A 14,970-nucleotide genomic window follows, 5' to 3' on the forward strand; every position below is an offset into this window, starting at 1 on the left:
CCGGCGACCTGCTGGTATTTCCGCCGGAGCGCGGCGGACCGACGGCGGGTGTGCCGGAACGGGAGGAGCGCGATGCGAACCACGAGAACCTGGTGGCGGGCGGCGGTGGTGGTCGCGGCGACCGTGGCCGTCGGCCTGCCGGCGACCACCGCGACGGCGCGGCCCGCGGCGGAGAGCCTCGGGCCGGTCGTCGAGGGCGGGGTCACCCAGCCGGTGTTCGGTTACGGCGACGCGATCCGCGAGCGGGTCTTCGTCACCTCCGACGTGGACACCGACGCCGACGGCGCGCGCGACGTCGTCGCGATGGACATCATCCGGCCCCGGGCCAGCGACGACGGGCTGCGCGTGCCGGTGGTGATGGACGCCAGCCCCTACTACTCCACCGTGTGCCGGGGCAACGAGGGGGAGTGCAAGGCCGACCTCGACGGCGACGGCCTCAACGACCGCTGGCCGCTGTACTACGACAACTACTTCGTGCCGCGCGGGTACGCGGTGGTGCTGCTCGACATGATCGGCACCAACAACTCGACCGGCTGCCCGGTCACCGGCGGCCGCGCCGACAACGTCAGCGCGCCGACGGCGATCGACTGGCTCAACGGCCGCCGCCCCGGCCGGGACGCCGCTGGCCGCGCCGTCGTCGCCGACTGGCACAACGGCCGCACGGGCATGATCGGCAAGTCGTACGACGGCACGCTGGCCAACGCGGCCGCGGCCGGCGGGGTGGACGGGCTGGCCACGATCGTGCCCATCTCGGCCATCTCCAGTTGGTACGACTACTCGCGCAGCAACGGCCTGGTCACCCGGGCCAACAACTACTCGGGCAGCCTCGCCAACACCGTCACCGACCCCGACCGCAGGGCGCACTGCGCGCCGGTGCGGAACCGGCTCGGCGACGGGGTCGACGACGTCACCGGCGACTACAACGACTTCTGGGCCGAGCGGGACTACGTCCCACACGCCGGCCAGGTGCGCGCCAGCGTCTTCGTGGTGCACGGCCTCAACGACAACAACGTCCGGCCGGACCACTTCAGCACCTGGTGGAACGCGCTGGCGGAGCACGACGTCCCCCGCAAGCTCTGGCTGACCGGCACCGGCCACGTCGACCCGTTCGACTTCCGCCGCGACAGGTGGGTGGACACGCTGCACCGGTGGTTCGACTACTGGCTGCACGGCATCGACAACGGCATCATGACCGAACCCGCGGTCGACGTCGAGCGCGCACCGGACGTCTGGGAGTCCCACCCCACCTGGCCGCTGCCGGGCGCCCACCCGACCCAGGTGTTCCTGCAGCCCGGTGTCGACGGGGCAACCGGGGGGCTGTCGGTGCGCCCGCACCCCGGCAACGCCTCGGCGACGTTCCAGGACACGCCCTCGATGAGCCAGACCAACGCCATCCGGCACCCGTCGGACCCGCTGGCGAACACGGAGAACCGGCTGGTGTTCCTGTCCGGGCCGCTGCGGGCGCCGCTGCACGTCTCCGGCTCGCCCGTGGTGAAGATCAACGCGTCGGTCGACGGCACGGACACCAGCTTCGCCGGCCTGCTCGTCGACTACGGGACGCGGCCGAGGTTCAGCACCTCCGGCGACGGCATCCGCACCCTGGCCGGGCAGGACTGCTGGGGTGGCGAGGCCACCTGGGGCGGGCACGCCGAGGAGGCCTGCTACCGGCAGACGGAGAAGACCGTGGCCAGCAACCCGCAGGAACTGGTGACCAAGGGCATCGTCGACGGCCTCAACCTCACCTCGCTGACCACGTCGACACCGCTGGTGCCCGGCGCCAAGAACGCGGTCGACGTGCGGCTGCTCCCCGAGGACTACGTCTTCGACACCGGTCACCAGATCGGCGTGGTCCTGCTCGGGTCGTACTCGGGCTACAGCAGCCGGGCGAAGCAGAACCGGGCCGACATCACCGTGCACTTCGACCGCAGCCGGATCGAGCTGCCGGTCGTCGGCGGCCGGCCGGCGGCCGTGCGCGCCGGCCTGTAGGCGAGACCCGGGGGACGGGACGCGCGGTACGCCGGGCGTCCCGTCCCGCCCGTCGTGAGCCGTCCGCGTCCCGGCGGGCCGGTGGCCGCTCGGCCTCAGCCCGGCTGCTCGGCCTCAGCGCGGCTTCAGCCCGCCGGCCGGCCCCAGCTCGGCCTCGGCACCTGGCGGACGGCCTCAGCCCGCCGGGCGGTAGTGGCCGGTGAGCCGGCTCAGCTTCAACGCCAGGTGCAGGCAGAGTCGTTCGTTGCCGTCCTTCAGGTCGGTCTCGGCGAGTTCCTCGATCCGCTGCAGCCGGTAGTACAGGGTGGTGCGGTGCAGCCGCAGCTGTTCGGCGGTGGCGTGGGCGTTGCCGGCCAGGTCCAGATAGCGTTCCAGGGTCTCCAGCAGCACCGGGTTCGCCTGCTCGCGGAGCAGCCGTTCCAGCCCCGGGTGCACGTCGGCGATGTCGAGGTGCCGGTCGTCCAGCCGCGACAGCACCCGGTAGATGCCCAGGCCGGACCAGGAGACCACGCGGCCCAGGGCGGGCAGCCGGACGCCCACCCGGGCGGACTGTAGCGCCTCCGCGTACGACCCGACGGCGTCGGCCAGGCCCGGGCGCGCCTGCCCGACGCCGACGACGGTGCGCTCGACCGAGGCGAGCCCACGGATCGCCTGCTGGAGGTTGTCGTCCAGGAGTTTGGCGGCGACCTCGGGGGAGGGGCGGCCGGAACCCCGGTCGCCGCAGAGCAGCAGCACGCCGTGGTCGTCACGGGCCACGTGCAGCGCCTCCCGGGTGCCGATCCAACGCCGGGTGCTGACCAGCGCCTGCTCCAGCGCGAGGCGGGCCGCCTCGTCGGGCGCCTGGCCGCCGGGCGTGACGAGCTGCGCGACGAGCGCGGTCGCCGGGCCGTCCCCGACGATCAGCCCGGCCTCCCGCAGCGCCCGCACCGACCGGTCCCGGGTCGCCTCGCTGTCGGACAGCAGCGTGCGCGCCGCCTCCGTCTCGCGTCGGGAGGCCAGCTCCCCGAGCAGGTTCTCCCGGTAGAGCGCCAGCGACAGCTCGCTCACCAGCCCGGTGGCCTCGATGTCGGCACCGGTCATGGTGCCGTCCGGGTCGATGAACCACACGAAACCCAGCAGCAGGTCCTGGTGCCGGACCGGCACGCAGACCCGGGGCAGGAGGTCGAGTTCCGCCGACGGCGGTGTGCGCACCGGCTCCCGGGCCTCCAGGATGCCGACGTCGCGGAACCAGGCCATCACCTCGGGCGTGGTCTGCCGGCGCAGGATCGACGCCTTGCGGACGTCGTCCATCAAACCCGTGTGTTCACTGTAGGCGACCAGGCGCTGACGCCGGTCCTCGATCAACGCCGGACGCCCGACGTGGGCGGCGAGAGCGTCGACGATGCGCTGCAGCTCACCCTGCATGTGCCCCTCCGGTCGCCCTCGCTGTGCCACCGGTGCCCCGCACGGGCGTGCGGCCTGTCCGTGGTGTCTCCGTGCTGCCTCGAATCGTTCCTCCCCGACCACGCTCGATCAAGATCTGATCAGGCTCGTCAATAGGTGAGCGCGGTTGGCGGCCCTTCCCGTTACAACGGCGGCCCGTGCGGCGTCTCGGCGGCGGAGTCGATCACCTCGTGCAGGTGCTGCCCCCGCTCCGCGGACCGGGCGAGGAGCGCCGCCGCGTCGGCCTGGCCGCCGGGCAGGACCGCTCGGCGGGGGTGCGCGGCGCGCGCGGCCGATCGGGCGCGGGCTCGGGGGGCCCGGAGCGGGGATGCCCGCGTACGAATGCCAGTGCGTCGGTGACCGAGGCGGTGGCCGCGCCCACGCCCTGCCCGACCAGCGCGTGCAGCGGCGCGAACGGCGGACGCGGCCGGCCGGGCGGTGCGTCGGCGACGAAGACCGCCCACAGTCGATCACCGGTCTGGCTCCACGCCGACACCTGGACCACCTCCCGCTGCACGTCCCCCACCCGGAACGGGCCCTCGGACGACACGGTGCAGTCCCAGTCTGCCTCGTCGATCGCGCCGACCACCGCCCGGAACAGGCCGGGCAGCCGGGCGGTGTGGTCAGGGTGCGGGTCAGGCAGCAACGGGATCACCCCATCCTCGGTAGTGCACAGTGGTCGAGGGCCGCCATCGAACGAGGGCACTCCCCATACTGTTGTCGGCGCGGCGCCGCGATTCGTAACAGCGTCACGGTGTGACGAATCGCACAGGGCAAACCGGGACTGCTCTCTTGCCCGGTCCGGGAGATCGCCGTCAGCCAGCGCACGCTGGCCGGAGCCCGCCACTTCGCCGCTACCCGACGCCGCGATCGTCGGCGCGTGCGAGCGGGTACGACCGCCGCTCGTCCCGGGGCCTAGCCCGGGATTCGGCCGACGGGGAGGGGCAGCTCGGGCAGGGATGGCAGGCCCGTGGGCGGACCCGGGTCCGGCCGCAGCGTGGGCAGTCCAGGCAGGGGGACGACGAGGCCGGGGGCGGGGGATTCGTCGGGCGTGGGTGTCCCGGGCTGCGGCGGGGCGGGCCTGGCGGGCGTCGCCGGCCCACCGTCACCTGCGGGCACCGGGCGCGAGACGCCCGTCGACGGCGTGCCGGGCGTCGCCACCGTGTCGAGCAGCGCGTGTTGCAGGGAGTCGAGTTCCGCGTTCAGGCGGCGGGCGGCGGCCGGGTCGTCGACCGCGGTGAGCTCCGTCCGTGCCTGCGCGAGCAGTGCCCGGGCCTCGTCCACCCGACCTGCGGTGGCGGCGGTCCGGGCGCGCTGGACGGTGTCCTCGACGAGCCGCACGTCCGCCTGTTCCGGATAGAGCACCCTGGTCAGGGACCACAGGGGACTGCTCGGCCCGGCGTGCCTGCTGCCGACGCCGAGCCCGGTGGAGATGACGGCGACCGCGACGACGGCGGCGGCGAGACGCAGCACCCCCGGGCCGAGCAGCGCCGGCCCGGCTCTCCTCGCGGACACGGGTTCCACGGCGGGCCTGAGGGCGTGGTCGTCGGCGGCGACCTCGCCCCGCCAGCCGGCCAGCATCGCGGCGAGGTCGTCACCGGCCGGCCCCGGCTCGCCCCGGCCGAGCGCGTCGAGCAGCTCGTCGTCCCGGGCGATCGTCGCCAGGTCCGGCTCCTCGCCGCCGTAGCGGGTCTGCTCGCTCATGCCGCCACCTCGTCGAGTGTGTCGCCTGCCAGGGTGCGGAGGCGGGCGAGGGCCCTGGACTGGTTCACCCGGACGGCGGCGGCGGACATGCCGACGACCGTGCCGACCTCCTCCGCGGAGAGGCCGACCGCCACCCGGAGGACGACGATCTCCCGCTGCGTGTCCGGCAGGCGGTTGAGCAGCACCGACAGCCGGCGGGCGAGGTCGGTGGCCACGGCCTGCTGCTCCGGCCCGGGCTCGGCGGTGGGCTGGTCCAGAGGCGTGTCGGTCACGGCGACGGAGGCAGCCCGTAGGGCCGCGCGCTGCGCGTCGGCCACCTTGTGCCCCGCGATGGCGTAGACGAACGCCGCGAAGGTCATGCCCTGCTCCCGGTAGCGGGGCAGCGCCCGCAGCACCGCGAGGCATATCTCCTGGGCGACGTCGTCGGCGGTCACGTACGCGCCGCCGATCCGGCCCAGTCGCGCGCGGCAGTATCGCACCAGCCCCGGACGGATGTCGCTGAGCAGGGCCGCGACGGCTGCCCGGTCGCCCTGGACGGCCCGGCGGACGAGCGCGGGCTCGATCGTTGTGGTCATCGCGTCGCAGGACACCTTCACTACCAGCGGGGTTACGGGCACGTTATCGAGCCCGGCCCCGTTTGCCTAGCGCGGGTCCGATGTTCGCGGCCCACCGGAAGTAGGGTGCGGTGTGGCCGGGCCACCGCGCCGGAATTGGCCGGCGCGGTGGCCGGCGCCGGGTGGCAGGGTGGGGCCACCCGGGGTGCGGGGCGGAGCAGGCCACCGACCAGCCCCGGCGACGACCGGTGAGGAGGCCACCACCGATGACCGACCCGCTCCGCGACGGCGACGCCGAGGCCGTGCTGCGCCAGGTGTACGAAGCCGCCGCCCCCTACCTGTCGTCCCTGACGGACCGGCTGGTGCACGACCCGGGCACGGAGCCGCTGCTGCGCGAGCTGTGGCGGCCGACCGGCGACGGGGGGCTGCCGGAGCGGGGCGAGGGCGCCGCCGCCGCGGTGCGCCGGCTGCTGCGGGTCGGTACGGCCGCCGCCACGCACTCGGCGGGGCCGCGGTTCTTCCACTTCATCATCGGCGGAGCGACCCCGGCGGCGCTGGCCGGCGACTGGACCGCCGCGCTGCTGGACCAGAACGCCGCGTTCCGCGCCTCGTCCCCGCTCGCCGCCGAGACGGAGACGATCGCGCTGACCTGGCTGCGGGAGCTGTTCGGCCTGCCGGAACGGTTCGGCGGTGCGCTGGTCGCCAGCGCCACCTTCGCCAACGTCACCGGGCTCGCCGCCGCCACCCACTGGTGGGCCGAACGGCACGGGGTGGACGTGGCGGCGCGGGGGCTGGCCGGGCTGCCGCGGATGCCGGTGCTCTCCGGCGGTTACGTGCACGCCAGCGACCGCAAGGCCCTGCAACTGCTCGGGCACGGGCGGGACTCGGTCGAGGTCCTCGCCCGCGACGGCGTGGGCCGGGTCGACCTCGCCACGCTGGAGCGCCGGCTCGCCGAGATCGACGCCCCGGCGGTGCTGATCGCCAGCGCGGGTGAGGTGAACGCCGGTGACTTCGACCCGGTGGCGGAGTTGGCCGACATCGCCGAGCGGCACGGCGCCTGGCTGCACGTCGACGGCGCGTTCGGCATCTTCGCCGCCCTGTCCCCGCGCACCCGTCACCTGGTGGACGGGATCGAGCGGGCCGACTCGATCGCGGGCGACGGCCACAAGTGGCTCAACGTGCCCTACGAGAGCGGCTTCGCGTTCCTGAAGGACCCGGCGCGGCTGCCGGCGGCGTTCGGCATGCCCGGCGCGGCGTACCTGCCGGGGGAGGGCAGTGCGCTGCGGGTGCCGTCCGGCGGGCCGGACTACGCGCTGCTCGGGCCGGAGTCGTCGCGCCGGGCCCGGTCGCTGCCGATCTGGGCGACGCTGGCCGCGTACGGCCGGGACGGGCACCGGGCGATGGTCGAGCGGCATCTCGACCTGGCGCAGCGGCTGGCCGGGCTGGTCGACGAGGCGCCGGAGCTGGAGCGGCTCGCCGACGTGCCGTTGAACATCGTCTGCTTCCGCGCCAACCCGCCCGGCATGCGGGGAGAGGCCCTCGACGACCTCAACCGGCGGCTGGGCGCCGCGCTGCTCGCGGACGGCCGGGTCTACGTCGGCACCACCCGGTACGACGGGCGGGTGGCGCTGCGGCCGGCGATCGTCAACTGGCGCACCACCGAGGGCGACATCGACCTGCTCGTCGACGTGGTCCGCGAGCTGACCGCCAAGCTGACCGGCTGACCGGCCCGCGTCGGTTCGCCGCAGCCCGTGGCCGACCCCCTGGTGCGCCCGCTAGCGGCCGCGCCCGCCGTCGTATCGCCCCGCCGAGTCGGTGAGTTCCCAGAACTCGGCGGGAAGGTGGGTGACGACGTCGTCGTAGTCGCCGGGCGGGAGGGCCTCGCGGAGGGTGTCGAACACCGCCCGCATGCCGGCCTTCGCCGTCGTGCCGTCGACCTCGGCCCGCCCGCTGACCTGTTGGACGAACGCGTCCATCCCGAAGCGCTGGGCCTTGTCCCTGGGCGCGAACGCGTAGGCCCGCAGCTCGTCGGGAAGCCGGGCGGAGAGGTCCCGCGCCTCGCCCCCGTCGATCCGCTCCGCCAGGGTCGTGAGCGTGGCGCGCGTGATGGCGGTGGCCTGCTCGGGCGACGTGCGCAGGCGTTTCGCCACCGAGTCGATGAACTCGCTGTTGTCCACCTTCCGGGCCTCCCTCTCCGACGGGTAGCGCCGTCTACCCGGGTGCCGGCGCGGCAAACGGCCGGGCCGGGGGCGGCGTCCGGGCCGGGCGGCCGCCCACGTCGATCCACGAGCAGGGGGTGACGGGCTTCAGGCGCTGCTCGCCGCCACCTTGGCGTACCCCTCGAGGACGCCGGTCCAGCCGCCGTCGCCGCCGACCGCGTCGTGCATGGCCCTGCCGTTGGCGAGCCGGTCGAGGTGGCGGTGTTCGAGCTCGACGACGGTCTGGTCGGGCCCGGCCGCGGTGAACCGCACCTCGATCTCGCTGGCGTGTCCGTCGTCCGGGTCGTACTGCCACTCGCCGTTGATCTGCCAGGTCAGGAGCAGTCGGTGCGGGGGCTCCCAGGCGAGCACGCGGCCCCAGTCGCACTCGCTTCCGTCGGTGCCGCGCTCGAACCACCGCCCGCCCGCGCCCGGTTGCAGCACCGCCTCGGCGAACTCGGCGCGACCGATGTGGTAACCGGCGGGCCACCAGGTGCCGATGGACTCGGTGAAGACGCGGAAGGCGCGCTCGACGGGTGCGCTGACGGTGATCGTCCGGCGGATCGCGGGGATCGCGGAAGGGTTGTCCATCACTGCTCCTGTTCGGATTCGGAATCGGCGGGGGCCGCCTCGGCGGCCTTCTGGAAGGCGGTGAGCGCCTCGTCCCAGACTCGGTCCAGATACGCCCGCATCGCCGCCAGCCCGTCCGGGTTGAGGCGGTAGATGCGACGGGTGCCGTCGGCCTGGTCGACGACCAGACCGCCGTTCTTGAGCACCCGCAGGTGTTGGGACACCGCCGGGCGGCTGATCGGCAGTTGCTGGGCCAGCTCGCCCACGGAGCGCGGGCGGCGGGCCAGGAGCTCGAAGATCGCGCGTCGGGTGGGGTCGCCGAGGAGGCCGAGGGCATCCCAACCGTAAGTCTCCACGAACGGTAAGCCTAGACTTACCAAACAGCGGAGACAAGTGCCGAGGTTTCCGGTCGTCCCGTGGCCTTCGACAGCCGTACGGCTCCGGGCGGTGCGCCGCTGGCGCGACGAGGCCGAGCGGCTGGGTCGGCCGGCTGCAAGCCAGCTGTCAACGGGTGCTGCGGCAGGAGTTGGGCATCCCGCCGAGCCCGGCGACAGCGCGCATGCTGGCGCTGCCGCCGGATCGTGGCGTGCGCAGGGCGTAGGGGAGGAGCGGGCCGCGTGCCACCCCGGTGCCGCGAAGACCGACGCCCGGGAGGGCGCGCCTTCGGTCAGCCGGTGGGCGCGAGCGCCACCGGGACGCCGCCGGCGAGCCGGCTGCGTTCGGCGGCGAACGCCATCAGATGGCTGTCCAGGGACTCCCTCGGCCCCGAGCGCATCCGGGACCGGTCGCCGGTGGCCACCGCCTCCACGAAGGCCGCCATCAGCGCCATGTCGCCGCCGCCGTGGCCGGAGCCGGCGTCCGCCCCGCCGCCCCGCGTGTCGGTGGTGACGGTCTCGCCGGTGACGAAGTCGGTGACGCTGACCTGTTCGCCGTCGCCCTCCAGGTAGCCGTGGGTGCCCATGATCCGGGTGCGCCGGTGCCCGCCGGGGGTGAAGGCGCTCATGGTGAGGGTGGCGGTCGCGCCGCCGGCGAACGAGACGGTGACGCTCTGGTGGTCGGCGACGTCGTTGCCGCCGCCGTAGACGCACCGCCCGTACGGTCCGTCGCGGAGCGCGGCGTCCACTCCCTCCTCGGTCAGGTCGCGGGTCACCACCGACAGCGGCCACTGGTGCCGGTCGGGATCCGCCAGGCAGGCGCGGTAGAAGCGGGCGGCCGAGTACGGGCAGGTCGACTCGACCCGGCAGTCGAGGCAGCGGTCGGCGGCGCCGCGCGGCCGGTTGCCGGGGTGGAAGTGGTGCAGCGCGCCGACGCTGCTGACCCGCGTCGGGACGTCGTCGACGACGTAGCGCAGCCAGTCCAGGTCGTGGCAGCACTTGGCGAGCAGGCTGCTGGAGGAGTCCTCGGCGCGGCGCCAGTTGCCACGGACGTAGGAGTGGGCGAAATGCCACCAGCCGACCGGCTCCAGGTGCTCCACACCGACGACACGGCCCAGCGCCCCGCTGTCGACGTGCCGCTTCACCGCGTCGGTGTAGCGGGTGTAGCGCAGCACGTGGCAGACGGCGAGCAGGACGCCGGTGCGCTCGGCCGCTTCGGCGACGGCATGGCACTCGGCCTCGCTGGGCGCGATCGGCTTCTCCAGCAGAATGTGGTAGCCGAGGTCGGCGAGGCGGACGGCCGGTTCGGCGTGCTCCCGGTCGGGGGTGGCGAGGACGACGGCGTCGGCCAGTCGAGGCTGCGCGGCGAGGTCCTGCCAGGATTCGAACGACGCGGACGCCGCGACGCCGTGGGCGTCGGCGAGCGCGTTGCGGTGAGCGGGCCGGGGTTCGGCGACCGCGACGACGCGGGCCTGCTCGGGGTGGCGCAGTGCGTATCCGGCGTACGTGCTGCCGCGGCTGCCGGCGCCGACGACGGCGAGGGTGACGGTCATCGGGATCCTTCGCTATTACGGTTCTGGATCGATCTGTTCAGGCATTCACACGAACAGTAACGATGTGACCTCGGTACATACGGGCTCTAGTATCGGCCCGGACCGTAAGTTAATGTACTGCGAACCTGACTCCCCCGGAAGGATGCGAGATGCGTGTTCGGAAGAGCCTGTCGGCCGTGGCGGTGGCGACCGTCGCCGCGCTCGCGGCTACGGGCTGTGGCGGTTCCGGCTCCGGTGACTCCGGCAAGGCGACCGTGACAATGTGGACATATCCGGCTATTTTCGACGAGGCGAAGCACCGCGCGCACTGGGACGAGACCATCAAGGCGTTCCAGGTGGCCAACCCCGACATCAACGTCAAGGTCGAGATCTTCCCCTGGGCCAACCGCGACCAGGCGCTCGCCACCGCGATCGCGGGCAACAAGGGGCCGGACATCGTCTACCTGATCCCCGACCAGCTGCCCAAGTACGCCCGCAACATCGAGCCCGCCGACAAGTACCTCGACGAGGCGACCAAGAGCGACCTGCACGCGAACGTGGTGCAGTCGGTGACCATCGACGGCAAGATGATGGGCGCCCCGATCCTCACCAGCGCCTCCACGCCCATCTGCAACAAGAAGGTCTTCGCGGCCGTCGGCGAGACGAAGTACCCGACCACCTGGAACGACCTGCTCACCCTGGCCCCGAAGTTCAAGGCCAAGGGCTACGACATCGTCTCGTACGCCGGTGACGCCAAGCAGACCCTGAACCAGACCTTCTACCCGCTGCTCTGGCAGGCCGGCGGCGACGTGTTCAGCCCGGACGGCAAGTCGGTCGCCTTCAACAGCGAGGCCGGCAAGAAGGCCCTGAACTTCCTCAAGCAGCTCGTCGACGGCGGCTACGTCGACAAGTCCATGCTCACCACCGTCCCGCCGATCGAGCAGACCCGCGTTGCGCAGAACAAGGTCGGCTGCACGTGGTACACGCCGGTGGCCGAGATCGAGAAGTTCTGGGGCAAGGAGAACATCCAGGTCGTCCCGCACTTCACCGAGACCAAGCAGATCGGCTACGGCACCGTCGGCTCGCTGTCGATGCTGAAGACCTCCAAGGACAAGGAGGCGGCCGGCAAGTGGCTGGCCTTCGCCACCAACGCCGAGAACAGCAAGAAGTACGACCTCGGCGCCAGCCTGTTCTCCCCCCGCAAGTCCAGCGGTCCGCTGTACGCCGGTGACCCCGTCCTCGGGGAGCAGGAGAAGCACGTGGCCACCAGCACGGTCGGCCCGCTGCACGAGAAGGCCCGCGACGTCCAGGGCGTCCTCTCCCCGGAGATCCAGGCCGCCCTGCTCGGCAAGAAGTCCGTGGACCAGGCGCTCGAGGACGCGGCGAAGGCCGCCACTCCGCTGCTCGGATAGTGCCGGCGCGGCTCGCGGTGGGCGCACGCGCGCCCACCGCGAGCCGCCGAGAAAGGTTGTCAGATGGTTGCACTACCGGGGACCCGCCAGCGCGTACGCCTGCGCCGCCCCTCCGCCCGTGAGGCCGGCACGGCGCTGCTGTTCGTCCTGCCGTTCCTGCTGCTCTTCGTCGTCTTCCGGTTCGGGCCGGCGATCGCCGGGGTGGTCCTGGGCTTCACCGACTACACCATCGGCGGCGAGACCAGCTTCGTCGGGCTGGAGAACTTCCGCCGGCTCGTCGACGATCCCACGTTCTGGACGGCGCTGCGCGTCACGGTGCTGTTCACCGTGCTGTCCGTACCGCTGTCGATGCTGGCCTCGCTCGGCATGGCGCTGCTGACCCGCCGTGCCTTCCGCGGCGCGAAGCTCTTCCGGTCCATCTTCTTCCTGCCGGTGGTGACCAGCCTGGTCCTCGCCGGCGTGGTCTTCACCTGGGTCTTCGCCGAGGACGGGCCGTGGTCACGGGCGATGGGCGCGATCGGCCTGCCGGCCGGCTCCTGGCTCGCCGACAGCGTGCTGGTGGTCCCCGCGCTGGTGCTGGTGTCGGTCTGGTCCCGCTTCGGCTACGGCATGCTGATCCTGCTCGCCCGGATGCAGGACATCCCGGCGGAGCTGGAGGAGGCGGCGCTGACCGACGGCGCGTCGGCGTGGCAGCGCTTCCGGTACGTGACGCTGCCCCAGCTGCGGCCCGCCCTGTTCTTCGTCGCCATCATCGAGACCACCGTGTCGTTCCAGGTCTTCGACCTGATCTACGTGATGACCGGCGGCGGCCCCGTGCGGTCCAGCTACAGCCTGGTCTACCTGCTCTACGACCAGGGCTTCAAGTACTTCGACCTGGGCTACGCCAGCGCCGTCGGGGTCGCGCTGTTCGTGCTGACGATCATCGTGGCGCTGATCCAGCGGCTGACCCTCGGGAGGGAAGAATGACGGACACGATCACGCCACCGGCCACCGCCGTCCCCACCCCGCCGGCACCGCCGGAGGGCGCCCGGCGGGCGTACCGGCCCGGCCGGGCCGGCAAGGGCTGGGTGGTCGGCCGCACCACGCTGCTGGTGGTCGGCGCGGCGGTGACGCTCTTCCCCTTCTACGCGATGGTCGTGCTGTCGTTCAAGCCGACCGGACCGGTCACCTTCCCGGACAGCCTGCTGCCGTGGCCGTTCTCCACCGAGGCGTACGACCAGGTGATCGGCGCCAAGAGCGTGCTGCGCTGGATGTGGAACACCATCATCTACTCGGTGGTGTCCGTGGTCGGCGTGCTGCTGTTCGCCTCGATGGCCGGTTACGCCTTCGCCAAGAAGCGCTTCCCGGGCAAGGAGACCATGTTCTGGTCGTTCCTGGCGATGCTGATGGTGCCGTACCACGTCACGATGATCCCGACGTTCATCATCATCTCCAAGATGAACGGCGTGGACACGTACTGGGGCATGATCGTGCCGACCCTGGCCAACGCCCAGGCGGTGTTCCTCATGCGACAGTTCATCGCCTCACTGCCCGACTCGCTGTTCGAGGCGGCCCGCCTCGACGGCTGCTCCGAGTGGCGGGTGTACGTCTCGATCGTGCTGCCGCTGATCAAGCCGATCCTCGCCACGCTCGGCGTCTTCGTCTTCCTGTGGCACTGGAACGACTTCCTGTGGCCGCTCATCGTCGGGCAGAGCCTCGACATGCGTACCCTCACCACCGGCATCGCCTCGCTCCAGCAGGAGAACGTGGCGCTGAACATGATCCTCGCCGGGTCGGTCGTGGCGTTCGTGCCGATCTTCATGGCGTACCTGATCGGGCAGCGCTACTTCCAGGAGGGCGTCGCCACCACGGGAATCAAGGGTTGACATCCTCCCCCTTGGCGGCGTTGACGTCCCGGTCGTGCCGGGTGCCGCACCCCGGACACGTCCAGTGGCGTGTGCCGAGGGAAAGCTGGGCGAGCAGGTGCCCGCACGCCGAACACGTCTTCGACGACGGGTACCTGCTGGTGCCGCAGGGTCTGCTGCAACGGCACCGACGACACGCACACATCCGAACGTGCGGTTCAGCACCTCCGCCTGCTCCGGCGTCGGGTACGCCCGACACCTGTACGCCGTCCGCACAGAACCAGTCCTACCAGAAAGGACAGTCGTGGCTGACAACGCGTCCGCCATCCCTCCCCGCCCTGAAGGACGGGGCATCCTGGCGGTGATCCGGTGAGCGTCATCGCGGTGGCGGCCCGACCGGACGTTCGTGACCTGTTCTTCGACGCGGACGGCTGGGCGGCGCTGCGCGGGCTGGGTGAGCTGCGGCAGCCGCCGGACGGCGCCGACGTCGGCGACGAAACCGTGCTCGCCCGGCTGCTCGGCGACGCCGACGTCGTCGTCACCGGCTGGGGCACCGCGCCGCTGTCGGCGGCGGTGCTCGCCGCCGCGCCCCGGCTGCGGCTGCTCGCGCACACCGGGGCCAGCGTCAAACCGTTCGTCACCCCCGCCAGCTTCGCCCGGGGTGTCCGCGTCACCCAGGCCGGCGAGGCGATGGCGTACGCGGTGGGGGAGCAGGCGCTCGCGCTGACCCTCGCCCTGCTGCACCGGCTGCACCGCTTCGACCACGCGCTGCGGACCGGGGTCGACTGGGCGACCGCGAAGGCGGCGCCGCCCCGGCGGGAACTGCGCGGCGCGGTCGTCGGGGTCGTCGGGGCGTCCCGCACCGGCCGGGCGTATCTCGGCCTGGTGCGGGCGCTCGGGGCGCGGGTGCTGGTGGCCGACCCGTACCTGTCCGACGCCGAGGCCGCGGCGCTCGGGGTCGAGCGGGTCGCGCTCGACGACCTGCTCGCCCGCAGCCTCGTGGTGTCCCTGCACGCGCCGGTGCTGCCGGAGACCGTCGGGATGATCGGCGCGCGCGAACTGGCCCTGATGCCCGACGGCGCGCTGCTGGTCAACACGGCCCGCTCGGCGCTGGTCGACGAGGCCGCGCTGCTGGCGGTGCTGCGCTCCGGGCGGATCGACGCCGCGCTGGACGTGTTCGACGCCGAGCCGCTGCCGGTGGACCATCCGTTCCGGCGGCTGCCGAACGTGCTGCTGACCCCGCACGAGGCGGCCGGGACGGTCGGGTCGCGGCGGCGGGCCGCCGACATCGTCATCGCCGAGATCGACCGGTTCCTACGCGGGGAGCAGCTGCGCCACGAGGTGCGGCCGGAGCACCTCGAGCGAACAGGCTGA

15 protein-coding genes and 1 pseudogene are annotated in these 14,970 nt (G+C 72.8%); 6 read left to right on the forward strand and 10 right to left on the reverse strand.

What is annotated here, in order from left to right; all coding sequences use genetic code 11:
• Positions 1-72: 72 nt before the first annotated feature.
• Complete coding sequence (locus tag ACFY23_RS11000; protein WP_350819712.1) at positions 73-1,986, forward strand: Xaa-Pro dipeptidyl-peptidase; 1,914 nt, start codon at positions 73-75, stop codon at positions 1,984-1,986.
• A 174-nt stretch (positions 1,987-2,160) separates the two neighbouring features.
• Here the strand turns inward: ACFY23_RS11000 and ACFY23_RS11005 are convergent, their stop codons facing one another.
• The 4 genes from ACFY23_RS11005 to shbA all read right to left on the reverse strand — a co-directional run bounded on the left by ACFY23_RS11005 (position 2,161) and on the right by shbA (position 5,687).
• Positions 2,161-3,390: a helix-turn-helix domain-containing protein gene (locus ACFY23_RS11005; protein ID WP_350687524.1), complete on the reverse strand. Its 1,230-nt coding sequence runs from the start codon at positions 3,388-3,390 to the stop codon at positions 2,161-2,163.
• A 202-nt stretch (positions 3,391-3,592) separates the two neighbouring features.
• A complete protein-coding gene (locus ACFY23_RS11010) occupies positions 3,593-4,054 on the reverse strand; it encodes a hypothetical protein (RefSeq protein WP_350819714.1) in 462 nt (153 codons plus the stop codon).
• Between the two features lie 269 nt (positions 4,055-4,323).
• Positions 4,324-5,112, reverse strand: coding sequence for an anti-sigma-D factor RsdA (locus ACFY23_RS11015; protein WP_350686010.1), 789 nt, complete (start codon positions 5,110-5,112; stop codon positions 4,324-4,326).
• A complete protein-coding gene (gene shbA / locus ACFY23_RS11020) occupies positions 5,109-5,687 on the reverse strand; it encodes an RNA polymerase sigma factor ShbA (RefSeq protein ID WP_350686011.1) in 579 nt (192 codons plus the stop codon). The genes ACFY23_RS11015 and shbA overlap by 4 nt, the downstream gene beginning before the upstream one ends.
• A 245-nt stretch (positions 5,688-5,932) precedes the next feature.
• Between shbA and ACFY23_RS11025 the strand changes: the two genes are divergently transcribed.
• Positions 5,933-7,390 (forward strand): pyridoxal-dependent decarboxylase, encoded by a 1,458-nt coding sequence (locus ACFY23_RS11025; RefSeq protein WP_350686013.1) that lies wholly within the window; start codon positions 5,933-5,935, stop codon positions 7,388-7,390.
• A gap of 51 nt (positions 7,391-7,441) precedes the next feature.
• On the opposite strand, the gene ACFY23_RS11030 is transcribed toward ACFY23_RS11025, so the two are convergent.
• From ACFY23_RS11030 to ACFY23_RS11045, 4 genes are all read right to left on the reverse strand, one after another.
• Positions 7,442-7,843 carry a DUF2267 domain-containing protein gene (locus ACFY23_RS11030; RefSeq protein WP_350686015.1) on the reverse strand — a complete coding sequence of 134 codons (402 nt, stop codon included), beginning with the start codon at positions 7,841-7,843 and terminating at the stop codon, positions 7,442-7,444.
• A 129-nt stretch (positions 7,844-7,972) separates the two neighbouring features.
• The gene (locus ACFY23_RS11035; RefSeq protein WP_350686017.1) at positions 7,973-8,455 is read right to left on the reverse strand and encodes an SRPBCC family protein; all 483 of its coding nucleotides are present in this window, start codon (positions 8,453-8,455) and stop codon (positions 7,973-7,975) included.
• Entirely contained in the window at positions 8,455-8,790 is a 336-nt protein-coding gene (locus tag ACFY23_RS11040; protein WP_350686018.1) for a metalloregulator ArsR/SmtB family transcription factor, read from the reverse strand. Before ACFY23_RS11040 ends, ACFY23_RS11035 begins: the two co-directional genes overlap by 1 nt.
• A 311-nt stretch (positions 8,791-9,101) precedes the next feature.
• Complete coding sequence (locus tag ACFY23_RS11045) at positions 9,102-10,361, reverse strand: Gfo/Idh/MocA family oxidoreductase (RefSeq protein ID WP_350686019.1); 1,260 nt, start codon at positions 10,359-10,361, stop codon at positions 9,102-9,104.
• A gap of 149 nt (positions 10,362-10,510) precedes the next feature.
• Between ACFY23_RS11045 and ACFY23_RS11050 the strand changes: the two genes are divergently transcribed.
• The 3 genes from ACFY23_RS11050 to ACFY23_RS11060 all read left to right on the forward strand — a co-directional run bounded on the left by ACFY23_RS11050 (position 10,511) and on the right by ACFY23_RS11060 (position 13,617).
• Positions 10,511-11,752, forward strand: a complete 1,242-nt coding sequence (locus tag ACFY23_RS11050; protein WP_350686021.1) for a sugar ABC transporter substrate-binding protein — start codon at positions 10,511-10,513, stop codon at positions 11,750-11,752.
• A 63-nt stretch (positions 11,753-11,815) separates the two neighbouring features.
• Entirely contained in the window at positions 11,816-12,718 is a 903-nt protein-coding gene (locus ACFY23_RS11055) for a sugar ABC transporter permease (RefSeq protein ID WP_350686023.1), read from the forward strand.
• Positions 12,715-13,617 (forward strand): carbohydrate ABC transporter permease, encoded by a 903-nt coding sequence (locus tag ACFY23_RS11060; RefSeq protein WP_350686025.1) that lies wholly within the window; start codon positions 12,715-12,717, stop codon positions 13,615-13,617. Before ACFY23_RS11055 ends, ACFY23_RS11060 begins: the two co-directional genes overlap by 4 nt.
• On the opposite strand, the gene ACFY23_RS11065 is transcribed toward ACFY23_RS11060, so the two are convergent.
• Together ACFY23_RS11065 and ACFY23_RS11070 are read right to left on the reverse strand one after the other, a co-directional pair.
• Entirely contained in the window at positions 13,607-13,801 is a 195-nt protein-coding gene (locus ACFY23_RS11065) for a zinc ribbon domain-containing protein (RefSeq protein ID WP_350686027.1), read from the reverse strand. The two genes, ACFY23_RS11060 and ACFY23_RS11065, sit on opposite strands and share 11 nt — an antisense overlap.
• Positions 13,798-13,950: pseudogene (locus ACFY23_RS11070) on the reverse strand (helix-turn-helix domain-containing protein); the annotation flags it as partial. The pseudogene ACFY23_RS11070 and the gene ACFY23_RS11065, both read right to left, overlap by 4 nt.
• 15 nt (positions 13,951-13,965) lie before the next feature.
• On the opposite strand from ACFY23_RS11070, the gene ACFY23_RS11075 reads away from it, so the two are divergent.
• Positions 13,966-14,970, forward strand: coding sequence for a hydroxyacid dehydrogenase (locus tag ACFY23_RS11075; RefSeq protein ID WP_350819715.1), 1,005 nt, complete (start codon positions 13,966-13,968; stop codon positions 14,968-14,970).

It is taken from the genome of Micromonospora sp. NPDC000121 (assembly GCF_042899165.1).
GTDB lineage: Bacteria > Actinomycetota > Actinomycetes > Mycobacteriales > Micromonosporaceae > Micromonospora.

Coding starts and splice junctions, on each gene's coding strand:
- ACFY23_RS11025 (WP_350686013.1), top strand. CDS start 5,933: ATGACCGACCCGCTCCGCGACGGCGACGCCGAGGCCGTGCTGCGCCAG.
- ACFY23_RS11035 (WP_350686017.1), bottom strand. CDS start 8,455: ATGGACAACCCTTCCGCGATCCCCGCGATCCGCCGGACGATCACCGTC.
- ACFY23_RS11015 (WP_350686010.1), bottom strand. CDS start 5,112: ATGAGCGAGCAGACCCGCTACGGCGGCGAGGAGCCGGACCTGGCGACG.
- ACFY23_RS11065 (WP_350686027.1), bottom strand. CDS start 13,801: ATGTGTGCGTGTCGTCGGTGCCGTTGCAGCAGACCCTGCGGCACCAGC.
- ACFY23_RS11050 (WP_350686021.1), top strand. CDS start 10,511: ATGCGTGTTCGGAAGAGCCTGTCGGCCGTGGCGGTGGCGACCGTCGCC.
- ACFY23_RS11060 (WP_350686025.1), top strand. CDS start 12,715: ATGACGGACACGATCACGCCACCGGCCACCGCCGTCCCCACCCCGCCG.
- ACFY23_RS11055 (WP_350686023.1), top strand. CDS start 11,816: ATGGTTGCACTACCGGGGACCCGCCAGCGCGTACGCCTGCGCCGCCCC.
- ACFY23_RS11000 (WP_350819712.1), top strand. CDS start 73: ATGCGAACCACGAGAACCTGGTGGCGGGCGGCGGTGGTGGTCGCGGCG.
- ACFY23_RS11005 (WP_350687524.1), bottom strand. CDS start 3,390: ATGCAGGGTGAGCTGCAGCGCATCGTCGACGCTCTCGCCGCCCACGTC.
- shbA (WP_350686011.1), bottom strand. CDS start 5,687: ATGACCACAACGATCGAGCCCGCGCTCGTCCGCCGGGCCGTCCAGGGC.
- ACFY23_RS11045 (WP_350686019.1), bottom strand. CDS start 10,361: ATGACCGTCACCCTCGCCGTCGTCGGCGCCGGCAGCCGCGGCAGCACG.